This is a genomic window from Micromonospora sp. NBC_00860, assembly GCF_045207375.1.
Taxonomy (GTDB): Bacteria; Actinomycetota; Actinomycetes; order Mycobacteriales; family Micromonosporaceae; genus Micromonospora; species Micromonospora vinacea.
Genome location: NZ_CP108825.1, coordinates 6,892,275 through 6,908,822, shown reverse-complemented (window position 1 = coordinate 6,908,822; position 16,548 = coordinate 6,892,275). Strand labels below are relative to the sequence as shown.

Annotated in this window: 15 protein-coding genes; 8 read left to right on the top strand and 7 right to left on the bottom strand. The window is 71.9% G+C overall.

Going from position 1 to position 16,548, the window contains the following annotated elements; genetic code table 11:
• Positions 1-69: 69 nt before the first annotated feature.
• From OH804_RS32010 to OH804_RS32000, 3 genes are all read left to right on the top strand, one after another.
• On the top strand, positions 70-660 hold the full coding sequence (locus OH804_RS32010) for an MmpS family transport accessory protein (protein WP_406061342.1): 591 nt from the start codon (positions 70-72) through the stop codon (positions 658-660).
• Positions 661-705: 45 nt separating this feature from the next.
• Entirely contained in the window at positions 706-1,902 is a 1,197-nt protein-coding gene (locus OH804_RS32005) for a pyridoxal phosphate-dependent aminotransferase (RefSeq protein WP_406061340.1), read from the top strand.
• A gap of 96 nt (positions 1,903-1,998) precedes the next feature.
• The gene (locus OH804_RS32000) at positions 1,999-3,108 is read left to right on the top strand and encodes an IS630 family transposase (RefSeq protein WP_406061338.1); all 1,110 of its coding nucleotides are present in this window, start codon (positions 1,999-2,001) and stop codon (positions 3,106-3,108) included.
• Positions 3,109-3,269: 161 nt separating this feature from the next.
• Here the strand turns inward: OH804_RS32000 and glmM are convergent, their stop codons facing one another.
• From glmM to OH804_RS31965, 7 genes are all read right to left on the bottom strand, one after another.
• A complete protein-coding gene (gene glmM, locus OH804_RS31995; protein WP_196919779.1) occupies positions 3,270-4,625 on the bottom strand; it encodes a phosphoglucosamine mutase in 1,356 nt (451 codons plus the stop codon).
• 120 nt (positions 4,626-4,745) lie between these two features.
• Positions 4,746-5,219 carry a 30S ribosomal protein S9 gene (rpsI, locus tag OH804_RS31990; protein WP_112626216.1) on the bottom strand — a complete coding sequence of 158 codons (474 nt, stop codon included), beginning with the start codon at positions 5,217-5,219 and terminating at the stop codon, positions 4,746-4,748.
• Positions 5,220-5,239: 20 nt separating this feature from the next.
• Positions 5,240-5,683 carry a 50S ribosomal protein L13 gene (rplM, locus tag OH804_RS31985; RefSeq protein ID WP_053653864.1) on the bottom strand — a complete coding sequence of 148 codons (444 nt, stop codon included), beginning with the start codon at positions 5,681-5,683 and terminating at the stop codon, positions 5,240-5,242.
• Between the two features lie 209 nt (positions 5,684-5,892).
• Positions 5,893-7,275 (bottom strand): nitrate/nitrite transporter, encoded by a 1,383-nt coding sequence (locus OH804_RS31980; RefSeq protein ID WP_406061335.1) that lies wholly within the window; start codon positions 7,273-7,275, stop codon positions 5,893-5,895.
• Positions 7,276-7,417: 142 nt separating this feature from the next.
• Positions 7,418-7,711: a hypothetical protein gene (locus OH804_RS31975; RefSeq protein ID WP_406061334.1), complete on the bottom strand. Its 294-nt coding sequence runs from the start codon at positions 7,709-7,711 to the stop codon at positions 7,418-7,420.
• Complete coding sequence (locus OH804_RS31970) at positions 7,701-7,958, bottom strand: DUF6364 family protein (RefSeq protein ID WP_091403518.1); 258 nt, start codon at positions 7,956-7,958, stop codon at positions 7,701-7,703. The genes OH804_RS31975 and OH804_RS31970 overlap by 11 nt, the downstream gene beginning before the upstream one ends.
• Positions 7,959-8,047: 89 nt before the next feature.
• Complete coding sequence (locus OH804_RS31965) at positions 8,048-8,743, bottom strand: class I SAM-dependent methyltransferase (RefSeq protein WP_196919782.1); 696 nt, start codon at positions 8,741-8,743, stop codon at positions 8,048-8,050.
• 238 nt (positions 8,744-8,981) lie between these two features.
• Between OH804_RS31965 and OH804_RS31960 the strand changes: the two genes are divergently transcribed.
• Genes OH804_RS31960 through OH804_RS31940 form a run of 5 tightly spaced genes read left to right on the top strand, consistent with a single transcriptional unit; the run spans position 8,982 to position 16,543 of the window.
• Positions 8,982-11,141, top strand: coding sequence for a molybdopterin oxidoreductase family protein (locus OH804_RS31960; RefSeq protein ID WP_406061331.1), 2,160 nt, complete (start codon positions 8,982-8,984; stop codon positions 11,139-11,141).
• The gene (locus OH804_RS31955) at positions 11,138-12,577 is read left to right on the top strand and encodes an FAD-dependent oxidoreductase (RefSeq protein ID WP_406061329.1); all 1,440 of its coding nucleotides are present in this window, start codon (positions 11,138-11,140) and stop codon (positions 12,575-12,577) included. The genes OH804_RS31960 and OH804_RS31955 overlap by 4 nt, the downstream gene beginning before the upstream one ends.
• Complete coding sequence (gene nirB, locus OH804_RS31950) at positions 12,574-15,111, top strand: nitrite reductase large subunit NirB (RefSeq protein ID WP_406061327.1); 2,538 nt, start codon at positions 12,574-12,576, stop codon at positions 15,109-15,111. The genes OH804_RS31955 and nirB overlap by 4 nt, the downstream gene beginning before the upstream one ends.
• A complete protein-coding gene (nirD, locus tag OH804_RS31945; RefSeq protein ID WP_196919786.1) occupies positions 15,108-15,455 on the top strand; it encodes a nitrite reductase small subunit NirD in 348 nt (115 codons plus the stop codon). The genes nirB and nirD overlap by 4 nt, the downstream gene beginning before the upstream one ends.
• The gene (locus OH804_RS31940; protein ID WP_091402337.1) at positions 15,455-16,543 is read left to right on the top strand and encodes a uroporphyrinogen-III synthase; all 1,089 of its coding nucleotides are present in this window, start codon (positions 15,455-15,457) and stop codon (positions 16,541-16,543) included. The genes nirD and OH804_RS31940 overlap by 1 nt, the downstream gene beginning before the upstream one ends.
• Positions 16,544-16,548 lie beyond the last annotated feature (5 nt).

The window sequence follows — 16,548 nt, the reverse complement described above, 5'->3', positions numbered from 1 at the left end:
CTGCCGCGCCCCTGCGAAGCCCGGGCGAACCGCTTGCGCGGTTGTCCGCTAATCCTGACTGGAGCAGTCATGCCCGAGGGAACGCCACCCTCCGATCCGTCATCGCCCGATCCGTCGGCGCGGCCCGATGCCGCCCCGGTTCCGCCCGCCGGCGTCGAGCCCCAGCCCGGCGACCCACACCCCCGCCGGCGGGTGCTGACCAGCGCGGCCCTCGCGGTGGCGCTCCTGCTCGGCGGTCTCGGCGGGTACGCGCTGCTCCGGCCCGACGACCAGCCCCCGGCCGAGTCGCTCACCGCCGATCCCCGGCAGACTGCGGCTCCGACGGTCGCCACCCCGGAGCCGACGCAGAACGCCTCAGCTCGACCCGCGACAACGCCGTCCACCGGCCCCGGTCAGGTGCAGGTGGTCTACGAGGTGACCGGACAGGGGCGGGCCGACATCCTCTACGACGACGCGAACGGCGAAAAAATCTGGCTGGACGCGGTGCAGCTGCCGTGGCGCGCGAACATTCGCACGGACCGACGGGACCATGTGTTGGTGCAGGTCAGCAGGACCGTCGGCACCGGAGATTCGATGGCCTGCTCCGTCACCATCGACGGTGGCACGCCGGTGACGGAACGGGTCAGCGAAGCGGCGTGGCGGGCCAGCTGCTTCGGCTGAACCGCCGGGGTCGAGTTGACCCGGCTGGCCCGTAGGCTGGCGGGCGTGACGACGAGCACCGATGTCGACCCGCTGGTGGCCCGGATGCGGCCGTTCGGCACGACGATCTTCGCCGAGATGTCCGCCCTCGCCGTACGCACCGGCGCGGTCAACCTCGGGCAGGGCTTCCCCGACACCGACGGCCCGCCGGAGATGCTGGCCGCCGCTGCCGAGGCGCTGCGCGGCGGGCAGAACCAGTACCCGCCCGGCCCGGGGATCCCCGCCCTGCGCGCGGCCGTCGCGGCCCATCAGCGGCGGTTCCACGACCTGGAGTACGACCCGGACGGCGAGATCGTGATCACGGCGGGCGCGACCGAGGCGGTGGCGGCGAGCATCCTCGCGCTCTGCGAACCGGGCGACGAGGTGGTGTGCTTCGAGCCGTACTACGACTCGTACGCCGCCTCGATCGCGCTGGCCGGCGCGGTCCGCCGACCGGTGACGCTGCGTCCCACTGCCGACGGCCGGTACGACTTCGACCCGGCGGCGTTGCGTGCGGCGTTCGGTCCGCGCACCCGGCTGGTGCTGCTGAACTCTCCGCACAATCCGACCGGGAAGGTCTTCACTCCGGCCGAGTTGGCGCAGGTCGCCGAGTTGTGCCAGGAGTTTGGCGCGTACGCGGTCACCGACGAGGTGTACGAGCACCTGGTCTTCACCGACGCGGCGAGCACCCACGTGCCGCTGGCCAGCCTGCCCGGGATGCGGGAGCGGACGCTGCGCATCTCGTCGGCCGGCAAGACGTTCTCCTGCACGGGGTGGAAGGTCGGCTGGGCGAGCGGCCCGGCGGCGCTGGTCTCGGCGGTGCTCCGGGTGAAGCAGTTCCTCACCTATGTCAACGCCGCGCCGCTGCAACCGGCGGTGGCCGTGGCGCTGGCCCTGCCGGACGACTACTACACCGGCTTCCGGGACAGTCTCCAGCAGCGGCGTGACCAGCTCGTCGGTGGTCTGACCGACGCCGGGTTCGAGGTGCTCGACTCGGAGGGGACGTACTTCGTCACCGCCGACATCACCGCCCTCGGCGGCCGGGACGGGGTGGAGTTCTGCCGCTCGTTGCCGGAGCGCTGCGGTGTGGTGGCGGTGCCGACCCAGGTCTTCTACGACGACGTCGACGCGGGTCGGCGGCTCGTCCGGTTCGCCTTCTGCAAGCGCCCCGAGGTGCTGACCGAGGCGGTCACCCGGCTGCGCGCCCTGACCCCGAGCGGCTGACGTCGAGCTGTGGAGCTGATGCCGTCAACGGTTCAGCTCCACAGCGTCCAATTGACCTAGTGTGCTGAGTCGTTGATTCATTGCTAGATTGATGGCATGGGTGATGGTCGTGGTCCGAAGTTGGCGTCGCTGGTGTTGAACGCCGAGGATCGGGACGTGTTGCAGGGCTGGGCTCGTCGTGGAAAAACGGCGCAGGCGTTGGCGTTGCGTGCGCGGATCGTGTTGGCGTGCGCGGATGGCCTGTCCAACAGTGAGGTCTCACGGCAGCTCGGGGTGTCGCTGCCAACGGTTGGGAAGTGGCGCAAGCGGTTCATCGCGCAGCAACTGGCAGGGCTGCAGGACGAGTCTCGTCCTGGCGCACCGCGGAAGATTACCGACGCGCAGGTCGAGGCGGTCATCGTCAAGACCCTCGAAGAGGTGCCGTCCAACCGGGATAGCCACTGGTCAACCCGATCGATGGCGAAGGCGGCCGGGCTCAACCAGACGGCCGTATCGAGGATCTGGCGGGCGTTCGGGCTCAAACCACACCTGGTGGACACCTGGAAGCTGTCCACTGATCCGCTGTTCATCGATAAGGTCCGTGACGTGGTCGGGTTGTATCTCGATCCGCCGGACAAGGCGATGGTCCTCGCCGTCGACGAGAAGTCCCAGATGCAGGCCCTCGATCGCACCGCGCCGATGCTGCCGATGATGCCGGGCGTGCCTGAGCGCCGCACTCACGACTATGTGCGGCACGGCACGACGAGCCTGTTCGCCGCGCTGGATATCGCCACCGGCAAGGTGATGGGCCAGCACCAGCGTCGGCACCGCCATCAGGAGTTCCTGCGATTCCTCAAGACCATCGACGCCAGCACGCCGCCCGAGTTGGACCTGCACCTGATCTGCGACAACTACGCCACGCACAAGACCCCGGCGATCCGTACCTGGCTGGCCGCGCATCCCCGCTTCCACCTGCACTTCACACCAACCTCCGGGAGTTGGCTCAACCTGGTCGAACGCTGGTTCGCTGAACTGACCAACCGCAAGCTCCGCCGCTCCACGCACCGCAGCGTCAAGGCTCTCGAAGACGACGTCAACGCCTGGATCGCGGCATGGAACGACGACCCGAAACCCTTTGTCTGGACCAAAACCGCCGACCAGATCCTCGATAACCTCGCCAACTACTGCACCCAGATCAATAAAGCTTCTAGCGACTCAGGAGACTAGGGCCTGTTTCATAAGAACTGGCCGGCCTGCGGCGGGCCCGGACGACGACCGGCGGCGTTGCGGTTTCGGCCGGATACAACACCGGTATCCGGCCGGAACCGCGCCTTGCCGGATCGCCGCCCGGACTCCGCCTCGGCTCGACCGCCCTTATGAAACAGGCCCTAGGCGACCGGGCTCGCGGTGCGGACCAGCTCGGCGATCCGCTCGGCCACCTCACGGGCGGTCGCCTCGGTGGCCGCCTCGACCATCACCCGGACCAGCGGCTCGGTGCCCGACGGGCGCAGCAGCACCCGGCCGGTCTCCCCCAGCTCCGCCTCGGCCCGCTCGACCTCTGCGCGCACGACGGGTGCGGCGGCGCCGACGGTCCGGTCACCGACCGGCACGTTGATCAGCACCTGGGGCAGCTTGGTGACCACCGAGGCCAGCTCGGCGAGGGACTGGCCGGTGGCCGCCATCCGAGCCATCAGGTGCAGGCCGGTGAGCACCCCGTCGCCGGTGGTGGCGTGCGCGGGCATGACGATGTGGCCGCTCTGCTCACCGCCGAGCGCCAGTCCGGAGGCGCGCAGCTCCTCCAGCACGTACCGGTCGCCGACCTTGGTCTCGATCAGGCGGATGCCCTGCGCGGACATCGCGAGCCGCAGCCCGAGGTTGCTCATCACGGTGGCCACCAGGGTGTCCTGGGTGAGCGTGCCGGCGTCCCGCATGGCCAGCGCGAGGATCGCCATGACCTGGTCGCCGTCGACCTCGTCGCCGTCGGCGGTGACCGCCAGACAGCGGTCGGCGTCGCCGTCGTGGGCGATGCCCAGGTGGGCGCCGTGCTCGACCACTGCGGCGCGCAGCGCCTCGATGTGGTTGGAGCCACAGTCGTCGTTGATGTTCAGCCCGTCGGGCTCCGCGTGGATGGCGATGACCTCCGCGCCGGCCTCCCGGTAGGCGACGGGGGCGACCTCGGCGGCGGCGCCGTTGGCGCAGTCGACAACGACCTTGATCCCGTCGAGCCGGTGCGGAACGGTGCCCACCAGGTGCTGGACGTAGTGGTCGGCACCGTCGAGCAGGTCGTGCACCCGGCCGACGCCGGCACCGATCGGGCGGTCCCAGGCGGTGGTGGCGTTCGTCTCGACGGCCGCCTCGATCTGCATCTCGATCTCGTCGGGCAGCTTGTGCCCACCGGCGGCGAAGAGCTTGATGCCGTTGTCCGGCATCGGGTTGTGTGACGCGGAGAGCATCACACCCAGGTCGGCCTTGGCCTCGGCGGTGAGGAACGCCACCGCGGGGGTGGGCAGCACGCCGACCCGCACCACGTTGGCGCCGGCACTGGTCAGCCCGGCGACCACGGCGGCCTCCAGCATCTCGCCGCTGGCGCGGGTGTCCCGGCCGACGACGGCGAGCGGCGGATGGCTGCGGTCCGTCTCGGCGAGAGTGTGCGCGGCGGCCACCGCGAGCGCCAACGCCAGCTCCGGGGTGAGATCCGCGTTCGCCCGCCCGCGTACGCCGTCAGTGCCGAACAACCGACCCATACCCGCCAACCTCCGAAAGAGCACTGCCAGTGAGGAGAAAGCGGAACGGCCGACCCACCTCCCCCCGACGAGGGGGAGGCGGACCGGCCGTCCGTCAGAAGTACAACGCGCTGGGAAAGATCAGCGCTTCGAGTACTGGGGAGCCTTACGGGCCTTCTTGAGGCCGTACTTCTTGCTCTCCTTGACCCGGGCGTCACGGGTGAGGAAGCCGGCCTTCTTCAGGGCCGGGCGGTCGTCCGGCTCGTTGATGATCAGCGCGCGGGCGATGCCCAGCCGCAGCGCACCAGCCTGGCCGGTGGTGCCGCCGCCACGCAGGTTCGCGATGACGTCGAACTGCTCGAGCTTCTCGGCGGTGACCAGCGGGTCCTTGATGAGCTGCTGGTGCACCTTGCTCGGGAAGTAGGCCTCGAGGTCCTGGCCGTTGCAGGTGATCTTGCCGGTGCCCGGGACGATGCGGACCCGGACGATGGCCTCCTTGCGGCGGCCCACGGTCTGGATCGGCCGGTCACCACGAGGCGCGCGGGCAACGGGCGCCGGCGCCTCGGTGGCCTCAGGGGCTTCCGGGGCGACCTCGGTCTCGATGATGTCGGTCATGCTGCTTCCTTCGCCCGCGCTCACTGCGCGATCTGCTTGATCTCGAACGGCACCGGCTGCTGCGCGAGGTGCGGGTGCTCGGCACCGGCGTAGACCTTCAGCTTCTTGATCAGCTGACGGCCGAGCTTGTTGTGCGGGAGCATCCCCTTCACAGCCAGCTCGATGGCTCGCTCGGGACGCTTGGTCAGCAGCTCGTCGTAGCCGATCTGCTTCAGACCACCCGGGTAACCGGAGTGGCGGTAAGCGACCTTGGTCTGGCGCTTGTTGCCGGTCAGCGCAACCTTGCCCGCGTTCACGATGACGACGAAGTCGCCCGTGTCGACGTGCGGCGCGAAAGTCGGCTTGTGCTTACCACGCAGCAACGTGGCGGCGTGGGTGGCCAGGCGGCCCAGCACGACATCAGAGGCGTCGATGACGTGCCACTGACGCTCGATCTCACCCGGCTTCGGGCTGTACGTACGCACAGGTCTACCTTGTCTCGTCGTCGGTCTGGGGTCGCGCGCCGAGGTGACCAGATCTAGCAGGCCGGACCAGCGCGCACGAACGACCAAGCGTACCTGATGGGGCACGCCTCTGGATGTCGTACAACAGCAGGCAACGATACCCGGCGCCCCGTCCGCAGGTCAAAACGGGGGTACGGTCCCGCGCGGCGACGCGCCGAGGGTGGCTCAGCTCACACGTTGGCGAGTCGACCGGCCCTCGGACGACGGTAGACGACCCAGGTGACCGCGAAGCACAACGCGTACCAGCCGATGAAGGCCAGGTAGGCGGCGTCGGCGTTGCCCGAGCTGAGGAACGACTGGCGGAACGCGATGTTGACAAGCACCCCGCCGAAGGCGCCGATCGCACCCGCGATGCCGATCAACGCGCCGGTCATCCGCCGCGCCCACCGGGCGGCAGCCTCCGGATCACGCTGACCCGTCGCCACCGCGTCCGCCGACCGGGCCCGGAAGATCGCCGGGATCATCTTGTACGTGGAGCCGTTGCCGACGCCGGAGAAGACGAAGAGGGCCAGGAACCCGGCCAGGTAGAGCTCGAACGATCGCTCCCGGGCCGCGTAGAGCACGGTGCTCGCGCCGGCCGCCATCGCCACGAAGTTCCAGAAGGTCACCCGGGCCCCGCCCAACCGGTCGGCGAGGTGCCCGCCCAGCGGCCGGATCAGCGAACCGACAAGCGGTCCCAGGAAGGTCAGCCAGGCGGCGTCGACCGGGGTGGGGAACCGCTCGGCGAACTGGAGCTGGAGCACCTGACCGAAGGCGAACCCGAAGCCGATGAACGAGCCGAAGGTGCCGATGTAGAGCAGCGACATCACCCAGGTGTGCGGGTCGCGGGCCGCCTCACGCAGCGCGCCCGGCTCGTTGCGCGCCCCGGGCACCGTGTCCAACCAGCGGGCCGCCGCCAGCGCGGCCAACACGATCAGCGGCAGGTAGACCGCCGGCACCAACCGGGGGTACGCGGCACCCGCGGTGGCGAGGACCGCCAGGCCGACCAGTTGCACGGCGGGTACGCCCAGGTTGCCGCCACCGGCGTTGAGCCCGAGCGCCCGCCCCTTGAGCCGCTGCGGATAGAACAGGTTGATGTTCGCCATCGAGGAGGCGAAGTTGCCGCCACCGACCCCGGTGAGGCAGGCGAGCACCATCAGGGTGGAGTAGGACACCCCGGGTTCCAGCAGCACCGTCATCGGCACCGCGGGCACCAGCAACAGCAGGGCGCTGATGATCGTCCAGCGTCGCCCGCCGAAGCGGGCCACCGCCAGCGTGTACGGCAGCCGCAGCACCGCGCCCAACGCGGCCGGCACGGCGGTGAGCAGGAACTTCCCGGCCGGATCGATGCCGTACGCGGGGCCGAGGAAGAGCACGGTGACCGACCAGAGACTCCACACCGAGAAGCCGACGTGCTCCGCGAAGATCGAGACCCAGAGGTTGCGGCGCGCGATCGGCGCGCCGGTGGCCTGCCAGAAGTCCGGGTCCTCGGGGCGCCAGTCGTGCAACGGTTGCCGGCGACCGGTGACGGCAGGCGGCTCGGCGGTGACTACGGTGCTGGTGAGCGTGCTCACGGCGGCTCCTCCTCGTCGATGTGACGAGGGGAGACGCTAGGAACGCCCGGTTACCTGGCAGTGCCCGTCGCGGGTCGGGCCGGAAACGGGGATCGCACCACCGGCCGGCGGCGATGGTGAGCACTCCACCGCGGCGGCGCGGTCAGAGCTGCTGGAGGATGCGCAGCGCGCGGCCGACCCTCAGCATCGTGTCGGTGTCGGCGACGTCCACGCACTCGGTGAACCACTTCTTCATGGGCGAGGAGATCCGGTCGGGCATCACCACGTACCTGCCCATCGCGACGGCGAGCGGCGAGTCCCGCAGCAGCGACTCCTCGACCACCTCGACCACAATCACGATGGGCACGTCTGTGGAGTTGTAGACGTCCGAGCTGATCACGAGGCCGAGGCGTTCCCGGGCGCCCTCGATGCGCCAGATCTCACCCCTACGCAGCACGCGGCCGTCCGCCGGAGAACAGGTCGTTGACCATGCCCACCTCGCGGGCGTCGGCGAGGGCGGCGGACTCCAGATCAAGGCTGGCGCGGCCCACGGCGGCGGCATGCGCGGTGAAGACCTCGCGCAGCGCCTTCTCCCGGGCGGCCTGGTCCATCCACGCGGAGAGCGACAGCCCCTCGCGCTTGGCGAACCGCCGCGCTTCCTCGATCGTCTCGTCCGTGAACGAGAGAGTCACCTTGGCAGTCATGCCGAGCAGATTACCCACCGGTGTGACCAACAGTCATCCCCGCGATCAGCGGCTCACCCCCGGGCGGCGAAACGCACATTCCGGCGGGCCTACCGGGCCCGACCGCCGAACACCGCGAAGCGCCACTCCTTGAAGTAGCAGTCGACGTCGGCCAGGCCCGCCTCGGCGAGCCACCGGCACTGGTCGGCCACTGTCGCCGGGCGGTCGTGGCGCATCCGCTCCCGGGAGCCCGCGATCTCGTCGGGGGACGCGCCCCGCTCGGTGATCCCCGCCAGCCACACCTCGTCGTAGCGCCGGTCCAGCTCCGGGGTCGGGCCGGCGACCTGCTCGGCGTTGACGAACACCCCGCCCGGTGCCAGCGCGGCGGCGGCCCGCCGGTAGAGCGCCCGCTTGCCGGCGTCGTCCAGGTGGTGGATCGCCAGCGCGCTGACCACCGCGTCGTACCGGCCCGGCGGCAACTCGTCGGCCAGGTCGGCGTGGACCGTCCGGTGCGGCACGGACCGCGCGTCCAACTGGTCGGTGGCGCGGGCGAGCATCGCCGGTGCTCCGTCCACCAGGGTCAGCCGGACTCCGGGCACCGCGGCGGACAGCAGCAGCGAGAGCAGGCCGGTGCCGGCTCCCAGATCCAACACCTCCGGGGTACGCCCGGCGGCGAGCGCGGCGCGCAGCGGCGGTGTGGCCACCTGGACGGCGGTGCCGTAGAAGGCGTCGAAGCACGGGATCAGCCGCCTGCGCGCCTCGTCGTAGGTGCCGGCCACCGCGTCGAAAACGTCCGTCACGCTCATCGCCATCTCCCATTTGGTGAGACAATTTTCCCACATAGTAAGCGAAGGCGTTCGGTCGAGCACGGCACCGACCGCTCCGTGGGACACGAGCGGCGCTGGTCGCGGCCGGCGGGTGGCAGGTCGGACGCCACCACCCATCCGTCACACCCGCTGCCCCCGTGCGGTGTGAGCCCCACTTGACAGGACCGAAACAGAAGGGACCCGGACCGGAAACCGCCCGGCGGCACGCTTTCCCGACATGACAGACGGTGCACGGTCGGCAACTACACCGGGGCGGACGCCCCGGGAGGTGGCGACGCACTGCCCGTACTGCGCCCTGCAGTGCGGGATGACACTGCGCGCGGACGACGCCGGGGTGACGGTCCACCCGCGCCAGTTCCCCACCAACCGGGGCGGGCTCTGCCAGAAGGGTTGGACCGCCGCCGAACTGCTCGACCACCCGGAGCGGCTGACCACCCCGCTGGTGCGCGACCTGGTCACCGGCGCGCTGCAACCGGCGAGCTGGGACACCGCGCTCGACCGGGTGGTCGCCGGCATCCGCGCCGTTCAGCACGACGCCGGCCGGGACGCCGTCGCCGTCTTCGGCGGTGGTGGCCTGACCAACGAGAAGGCGTACGCGTTGGGAAAGTTCGCCCGGATCGGGCTGCGCACCCGGCACATCGACTACAACGGACGGTTCTGCATGTCCTCGGCGGCAGCCGCCGGGATGCGCGCCTTCGGCATCGACCGCGGGCTGCCGTTCCCCCTCGCCGACCTGGGCCGGGCCGACACCCTGCTGCTGGTCGGCGCGAACCCGGCGGAGACCATGCCGCCGCTGGTGCGCTGGCTCACCGAGCAGCGCCGCAACGGCGGAAAACTGATCGTCATCGACCCCCGGGTCACCGCCACCGCCCGTCAGGCCGACCTGCACCTGCAACCGCTGCCCGGCACCGACCTCGCGGTGGCCAACGCGCTGCTGCACATCGCCCTCACCGAGGGTTGGGTCGACCGGGCCTACGTGGCCGACCGCACCACCGGCTTCGACGCGGTCCGCCGCGGCGTCGCCGCCTGGTGGCCGGCCCGCACCGAACAGCTCTCCGGGGTGCCGGTGGCCGACCTGGAGGCGACCGCCCGCGCGCTGGGCACCGGCGGTCGCGTGATCATCCTGACCGCGCGCGGCGCGGAGCAGCACGCCAAGGGGGTGGACACCGTCACCGCGTACGTCAATCTCGCCCTCGCCCTCGGCCTGCCCGGCCGCGACGGTTCGGGGTACGGCTGCCTCACCGGCCAGGGCAACGGCCAGGGCGGACGGGAGCACGGGCAGAAGGCCGACCAGCTTCCCGGCTACCGGAAGATCGACGACCCGGCCGCCCGGGAGCACGTGGCCGGGGTGTGGGGCGTGCCGGCCGACGATCTGCCCGGCCCGGGAGTGCCCGCCTACCAACTGCTCGACTCGCTCGGCACTCCGGGTGGCCCGCGCGCGATGCTGGTGTTCGGGTCGAACCCGGTGGTCTCGGCACCCCGCGCGGCCCGGATCGAGGGCCGACTGCGCGACCTCGACCTGCTGGTCGTCGCCGACCTGATGCTCTCCGAGACGGCCGCGCTGGCGGACGTGGTGCTGCCCACCGCTCAGTGGGCCGAGGAGGACGGCACCATGACCAACCTGGAGGGTCGGGTGCTGCGTCGGCGCGCACTACGTCCGCCCCCGCCCGGCGTCCGAACCGACCTCGCCATCATCTCCGACCTGGCGGCGCGGCTGGCCGCCACCGAAGCGACGGACGCCGACCCGGCCGGCGTGCGACCGGCCGCCGTCGCAGCGGCCCGGTTCCCGGCCGACCCGGCCACCGTCTTCGCCGAGTTGCGCCGCGCCTCCGCCGGTGGGGCCGCCGACTACGCCGGCATCAGCTGGGACCGGATCGACGCCGACGACGGGGTCTACTGGCCCTGCCCGACCGAGGACGGGCCGGACACGCCACGACTGTTCGCCGACCGGTTCGCCACCCCGGACGGCCGGGCCCGCTTCCACCCCGTCGACCACCGGCCGGCCGCCGAGCAGGTCTGCGCCACGTACCCACTGCACTTCACCACCGGGCGGGTGCTGGCCCAGTACCAGTCGGGCACCCAGACCCGACGGGTGGCAGCGCTGCGGCGCGCCGCCCCGGAGGCGTTCGTCGAACTGCACCCCGACCTGGCCGCCCGGCTGGGCATCGACGACGGCGACCCGGTCCGGGTCACCTCACGCCGAGGAGAGTTCCGCGCTCCGGCCCGGCTCAGCGCCGGGATCCGACCCGACACCGTGTTCGCCCCGTTCCACTACGCGGGAGCGGGACGCGCCAACTCGGTGACAAACGACGCGGTGGACCCGATCTCCGGGATGCCCGAGTTCAAGATCTGCGCCGTCCGGGTGGAGAAGGCATGACCGCCCGGGTGGTCATCGTCGGCAACGGGATGGCGGGCGCGCGCCTCGCCGGCGAGCTGCACGCCCGGGAGGGAGACCGGAAGGTCACAGTGCTCGGGGCCGAGCCGCACCGCGCGTACAACCGGATCCTGCTCTCCACCCTGCTGGCCGGGCGGATCGACGAGCCGGACGTGGAGCTGACCGAAGCCGCCGGGCACGGCGTCGACCTGCGCAGCGGCGTACCGGTGGTCGCCGTCGACCGGTCCGCCCGGGAGGTCCGTACCGACGACGGCGAACGAATCGGGTACGACCACCTGGTGCTGGCCACCGGCGCGCGGGCGGTGGTGCCGACGCTTCCCGGCCTCGACCCGGCGAACCTGCCGGAGCGGGTGGTCCCCTTCCGGACCCTTGACGACTGCCGGCGGATCCTCGCCGCCGCGGACGGCGCCCGCAGCGCGCTGGTCCTCGGCGGCGGGCTGCTCGGTCTGGAGGCCGCGCGGGGGCTGGCCACCCGAGGGCTGGCCACCACAGTGGTGCACCCGAGAGAGCACCTGATGGAACGGCAACTGGACCCGGCGGCCGGCGCGGTGCTCGCGGGCACGCTCGCCGGTTTCGGCGTCACCGTCCAACTGGGGCTGTCGGCGACCGGCGTGGCCGCGGACGCCAGTGGTGTCCGCCTCGACCTGGCCGACGGCCGATCGCTCCGCGCCGACCTGCTGGTGCTCTCCTGCGGCGTACGCCCGGACACCGCCCTCGCTCAGGCCGCCGGCCTGACGGTGCGGCGCGGCGTGGTGGTGGACGACAGGCTCCGCACCACCGACCGGTCCATCTCGGCGATCGGCGACTGCGCCGAGCACGACGGCGTGCTCACCGGGCTGGTCGCGCCCGCCTGGGCCCAGGCCCAGGTGCTCGCCGACGTGCTGACCGGGACGGACCCACTGGCCCGGTACCGGCCCCGGCCGGTGGTGACCCGGCTGAAGGCCGCCGGCATCGACCTGGCGTCGATGGGTGACGCGGCAAGTGGCGGGCCGGGCGAGGAGCTGACCTTCGCCGACCCGACCCGGGGCACGTACGCCCGGTTGCGTATCCGGGACGAGCGGTTGATCGGCGCGATCCTGCTCGGCGACAACCCGGCGGTCGGCACTGTGATCCAACTCTTCGACCGTGGTCAGCCGGTGCCGAGTGACCGGCGGGCGCTGCTGCTCGGCCGGGCACTCGGCGCGGTCGGCGCGACCCCGGCCGCCTCACCGGCGCTGATGCCGGACGCGGCCACTGTCTGTCAATGCAACACGGTGAGCAAGGGCGCACTGGTCAGAAGCTGGCGCTCCGGCGCCCGGACTGTCGATGCGGTGGTGGCCGCGACCCGGGCCGGCACCGGATGCGGCGGATGCCGGGACGCGGTGAGCGGCATCGTCGACTGGCTGAGCCAGGCGGAATCGGTGGAGGTGACGCGATGAGCGGCGGCGATCTGATCGTCATCGGCAACGGCATGGTCGGGCAGCGTTTCGTGGACGCGCTGCGCGCCCGCGACCCACAGGGCAGCTGGCGGGTGACGGTGCTGGCCGAGGAGGGGCGCCCGGCGTACGACCGGGTGCGGCTCTCGGCGTACTTCGACGGGGTGAGTGAGAGCGAACTCAACCTGCACACCCCGCACGACGGGGTGCGGCTGCGACTCGGCGAGCCGGCCACCGCCGTCGACCGGGACCGGCAGGTGGTGACCACCGCCGTCGGCGAATACCGCTACGACGCGCTGGTGTTCGCCACCGGGTCGTACGCCTTCGTGCCGCCGGTGGCCGGTACGGAGCTGCCCGGGGTCTTCGTCTACCGGACCCTGGACGACCTGGCGGCGATCCGGGAGTACGCACGGGGCCGGCGGGCCGGGGCGGTGATCGGTGGTGGGCTGCTCGGTCTGGAGGCCGCCAATGCCCTGCGACTGCTCGGCCTGAGCACCGACGTTGTCGAGTTCGCGCCCCGGTTGATGCCGGTGCAGGTGGACCAGGCCGGCGGCGCGATGCTCCGCCGCTACGTCGACGAGTTGGGCGTACGGACCCACCTCGGGGTGGCGACCACAGCGATCCGTCAGGGCCCGGACGGCGGCGTCGCGGCCCTGGAACTCTCCGACGGCACCGCCCTCGACGCCGAGCTGGTGGTGGTGGCCGCCGGCATCCGGCCCCGGGACCAGTTGGCCCGGGACGCGGGCCTGCCGTTGGGTCCGCGCGGCGGGGTGCTCGTCGACGAGACCTGCCGCACCGCCGACGAGCGGATCTGGGCCGTCGGCGAGTGCGCCGCGGTCGACGGCACCTGCCACGGTCTGGTCGCACCGGGGTACGCGACGGCCGAGGTGGTGGCCGATCGGCTGGTCGGCGGCGCGGCGACCTTCCCGGGCGCGGACACCGCCACCAAACTCAAGCTGCTCGGCGTCGACGTGGCATCGTTCGGCGACGCCCACGGCACGACCGAGGGCTGCCTGGACGTCACGTTCACCGACCCGGCCACCAGGGTCTACGCGAAGCTGGTCCTCTCCGACGACGCACACACACTGCTCGGTGGGGTGCTGGTCGGTGACGCCAGCGCCTACCCGACGCTGCGCGCCAGTGTGGGCGGCCCGCTGCCGGCCGCGCCGCTGGCGCTGCTCGCCCCCGACGGCGGCGGCGCGGACGCCGGGGCGCTGCCCGCCACCGCGCAGGTCTGCTCCTGCAACGCGGTGACCCGGGGCGACGTGGACGCCGCCATCGCCGACGGGTGCGCGGACGTGCCGGCGTTGAAGGCGTGCACCCGGGCCGGCACCAGCTGCGGCTCCTGCGTGCCGATGCTGAAGCAGCTCCTGGACGCGGCAGGGGTGGCGCAGTCCAGCGCGCTCTGCGAGCACTTCGACGTCAGCCGGCGGGAGCTGTTCGAGATCGTCCGCGTCCGCGGCATCCGCACCTTCTCCCGGCTGGTCGCCGAGCACGGTCGGGGCCGCGGCTGCGACATCTGCAAGCCGGTGGTGGCGTCCATCCTCGCCTCGCTGGGCGGCGGGCACGTGCTCGACGGCGAACAGGCGTCGTTGCAGGACACCAACGACCACTTCCTGGCAAACCTGCAACGCGACGGCAGCTACTCGGTGGTGCCCCGGATCCCCGGCGGCGAGATCACCCCGGAGAAGCTGATCGTGATCGGCGAGGTCGCCCGGGACTTCCAGCTCTACACGAAGATCACCGGAGGGCAGCGGATCGACCTGTTCGGGGCACGGGTGGAGCAGCTGCCGCAGATCTGGCGGCGGCTGGTCGACGCTGGCTTCGAGTCCGGTCACGCGTACGGCAAGGCGCTGCGCACTGTGAAGTCGTGCGTGGGCGAGACCTGGTGCCGGTACGGGGTGCAGGACTCGGTGGGGCTGGCCGTCGCGCTGGAGCTGCGCTATCGCGGGTTGCGGGCTCCGCACAAGCTCAAGTCGGCGGTCTCCGGTTGCGCCAGGGAGTGCGCGGAGGCGCGCAGCAAGGACTTCGGCATCATCGCCACCGAGACCGGCTGGAATCTCTACGTCGGCGGCAACGGTGGTTTCCGACCCCGGCACGCCGACCTGTTCGCCACCGATCTGTCCACGGACGCGCTGATCAGGCTGATCGACAGATTCCTGATCTATTACATCCGCACCGCCGACCGGCTGCAACGCACCGCCGGCTGGATCGAGGCCATGGACGGCGGCCTCGACCACCTGCGCTCGGTGATCGTGGACGACTCGCTCGGGCTCTGCGAGGACCTCGACGCGGCGATGGCCCGGCACGTGTCGTCGTACTCCGACGAGTGGCGCGACGTCCTGGACGACCCGGACCGGCTGCGCCGCTACACCTCCTTCGTCAACGCCCCCGACGTACCCGACCCGTCGATCACCTTCACCCGGGAACGCGGCCAGCCAGTGCCCGTACGCGACCAGTCCCCGACCGGATCCGAGCCGACAAACGGTCACCGTCGGCAACCGGTCACCCTCGGCCTACCGGAGGTACGGCGATGACCCAGACCCTCACGCTGACCTGGACCACCGTCTGCCTCCTCGACCGGTTGGAACCGGACCGGGGAGTCGCCGCCCTGGTCGACGGGGTGCAGATCGCACTCTTCCGGACGGTCGACGGGCTGTTCGCGATCGACAACCGCGATCCGGTCTCCGGGGCGTACGTGCTGTCCCGGGGCATCGTCGGCAGCCGCGGCGGAGTGCCGACGGTCGCCTCACCGCTGCACAAGCAGGTGTACGACCTGCGCAGCGGGCACTGCCTCGACCTGCCCGGGGTGGCAGTGGCCCGACACGACGCACGTTGCCGCAACGGGCTGGTCGAGGTGCGGCTGCGACAGGAGGGTTGATGCGGGAAGAACTGGCGGGCTTCACCATCGGGGTGACCGCCGACCGGCGGCGCGACGAGTTGGCCGCGCTGCTCGAACGACGGGGTGCGCGGGTGGTGCTCGCCCCGGCGCTGCGGATCGTGCCGCTGTCCGACGACACCGAGCTGCGCGAGGCGACCCGCGCCTGCCTCGACCAACCGCCGGACATCCTGATGGCCAACACCGGCATCGGCATGCGCGGCTGGCTGGAGGCGGCCGAGGGCTGGGGGCTGGCCGAGCCGCTGCGCTCCGTGCTGGCCAGCTCGTACGTGGTGGCGCGCGGGCCGAAGGCGCGCGGCGCGATCCGGGCGGCCGGGCTGCACGACCAGTGGTCGCCCGCCTCGGAGAGCTGCGACGAGGTGGTCGACCACCTGCGCCGGCGTGGGGTGGCCGGGCAGGTGATCGCCATGCAGCTGCACGGCGAGCGGCAGCCCGAGTGCACGCTCGCGCTGGAGGCGGCCGGGGCCACGGTCATCGAGGTGCCGGTCTACCGCTGGGCGCCGCCGACCGACCCGGCGCCGCTGCACCGGTTGATCGACCTGATCGCCGGCCGGCTGGTGGACGCTGTGACGTTCACCTCGGCGCCGGCGGCCGAGGCGTTGCTGCGGGCCGCCGGTGACCGCACCGACGCGGTGCTGTCCGCGTTGCGCAGCGACGTGTTGGCCAGTTGCGTCGGCGCGGTGACCGCCGAGCCGTTGCTGCGACGCGGGGTGCCGGTGAGCGCGCCCGGCCGGGCCCGGTTGGGGGCGCTGGTGCGGACCATCGTCGACGAACTGCCCCGCCGGACCGTGACGTTCAAGGCCGGTGGGCATCTGCTCACGTTGCGCGGGCACGCCGCGGTGATCGACGGTGAGCTGCGGCCACTCGCGCCCGCGCCGATGGCGGTGCTGCGGGCGCTGGCCCAGTCCCCGGGCCGGGTGCTGTCCCGCACGGCGTTGCTGCGGACACTGCCCCGGGGCGCGGACGAGCACGCAGTGGAGATGGCAGTGGCCCGGCTACGGGCCGGCTTGCGCGCGCCCCGCGTGGTGCAGACCGTGGTGAAGCGCGGCTACCGGCTCCGGGTCGACTGAAGGGC

What these genes read in the sequence shown, in the direction of transcription:
- OH804_RS32010 (WP_406061342.1), top strand. Translation starts at nt 70, where the DNA reads ATGCCCGAGGGAACGCCACCCTCCGATCCGTCATCGCCCGATCCGTCG.
- OH804_RS32000 (WP_406061338.1), top strand. Translation starts at nt 1,999, where the DNA reads ATGGGTGATGGTCGTGGTCCGAAGTTGGCGTCGCTGGTGTTGAACGCC.
- glmM (WP_196919779.1), bottom strand. Translation starts at nt 4,625, where the DNA reads ATGGGTCGGTTGTTCGGCACTGACGGCGTACGCGGGCGGGCGAACGCG.
- rpsI (WP_112626216.1), bottom strand. Translation starts at nt 5,219, where the DNA reads ATGACCGACATCATCGAGACCGAGGTCGCCCCGGAAGCCCCTGAGGCC.
- OH804_RS31970 (WP_091403518.1), bottom strand. Translation starts at nt 7,958, where the DNA reads ATGACTGCCAAGGTGACTCTCTCGTTCACGGACGAGACGATCGAGGAA.
- OH804_RS31965 (WP_196919782.1), bottom strand. Translation starts at nt 8,743, where the DNA reads ATGAGCGTGACGGACGTTTTCGACGCGGTGGCCGGCACCTACGACGAG.
- OH804_RS31960 (WP_406061331.1), top strand. Translation starts at nt 8,982, where the DNA reads ATGACAGACGGTGCACGGTCGGCAACTACACCGGGGCGGACGCCCCGG.
- OH804_RS31955 (WP_406061329.1), top strand. Translation starts at nt 11,138, where the DNA reads ATGACCGCCCGGGTGGTCATCGTCGGCAACGGGATGGCGGGCGCGCGC.
- nirB (WP_406061327.1), top strand. Translation starts at nt 12,574, where the DNA reads ATGAGCGGCGGCGATCTGATCGTCATCGGCAACGGCATGGTCGGGCAG.
- nirD (WP_196919786.1), top strand. Translation starts at nt 15,108, where the DNA reads ATGACCCAGACCCTCACGCTGACCTGGACCACCGTCTGCCTCCTCGAC.
- OH804_RS31940 (WP_091402337.1), top strand. Translation starts at nt 15,455, where the DNA reads ATGCGGGAAGAACTGGCGGGCTTCACCATCGGGGTGACCGCCGACCGG.